This window comes from Streptomyces sp. SID13726 (assembly GCF_010548375.1).
GTDB lineage: Bacteria > Actinomycetota > Actinomycetes > Streptomycetales > Streptomycetaceae > Streptomyces.
The window spans coordinates 1-619 of the sequence record NZ_JAAGLY010000150.1; the positions used below are offsets into that span (position 1 = coordinate 1).

Sequence of the window (619 nt, forward strand, 5' to 3'; positions counted from 1 at the left end):
GACCTGGCCGATCTTCGCCTCCTCCGCGCCGAGCACGTCGAAGAACTCGGTCGGGACCGGTCCGGGGGACAGGGCGAGCGTGCGCAGGCCGGTGCCCCGCGTCTCGTACCAGAGCGCCTCGGTGAAGGAGCGGACGAAGGCCTTGGTCGCGCCGTACACCGCCATGCCGGGCGTCGCTTGGTAGGAGGCGGTGCTCGCGACGTTGACGAGCGCGCCGCGACCGGTGGCGACCAGCTCGGGCAGGAACGTGCGCGTGAGGTCGACGAGGCTCGCGACGTTCACCTGCACCTCGGCGGCGACGCGGTCCGAGTCCGCGTCGGCGAGTGCGCCGTGCGAGCCGAACCCGGCGTTGTTCACGAGCGTGCCGAGGGTGATGTCGCGCTCCCGGAGCATCGCCGCGAGGGCGGCGCCCGGCCTGGGGGTGGCGAGGTCGTAGGGGAGCACGGTGACGGTCGCCCGCGTGCGGGTGCGCAGCTCGGCGGCGAGCTCCTCCAAGCGGTCGGCGCGACGGGCGACGAGCACGAGGTCGGCGCCGCGCCCGGCCAGGCGGCTCGAGAGCTCGCGGCCGAGGCCCGAGCTCGCGCCGGTGACCAGGGCGGTGGTCCCGCGGTAGTCGAGG

Annotated in this window: 1 protein-coding gene; it reads right to left on the minus strand. The window is 75.1% G+C overall.

Annotated features, from left to right (window positions below):
* On the minus strand, positions 1 to 619 hold a 619-nt coding region (locus tag G3I78_RS46860), incomplete at both ends, for an SDR family NAD(P)-dependent oxidoreductase (protein ID WP_164436705.1).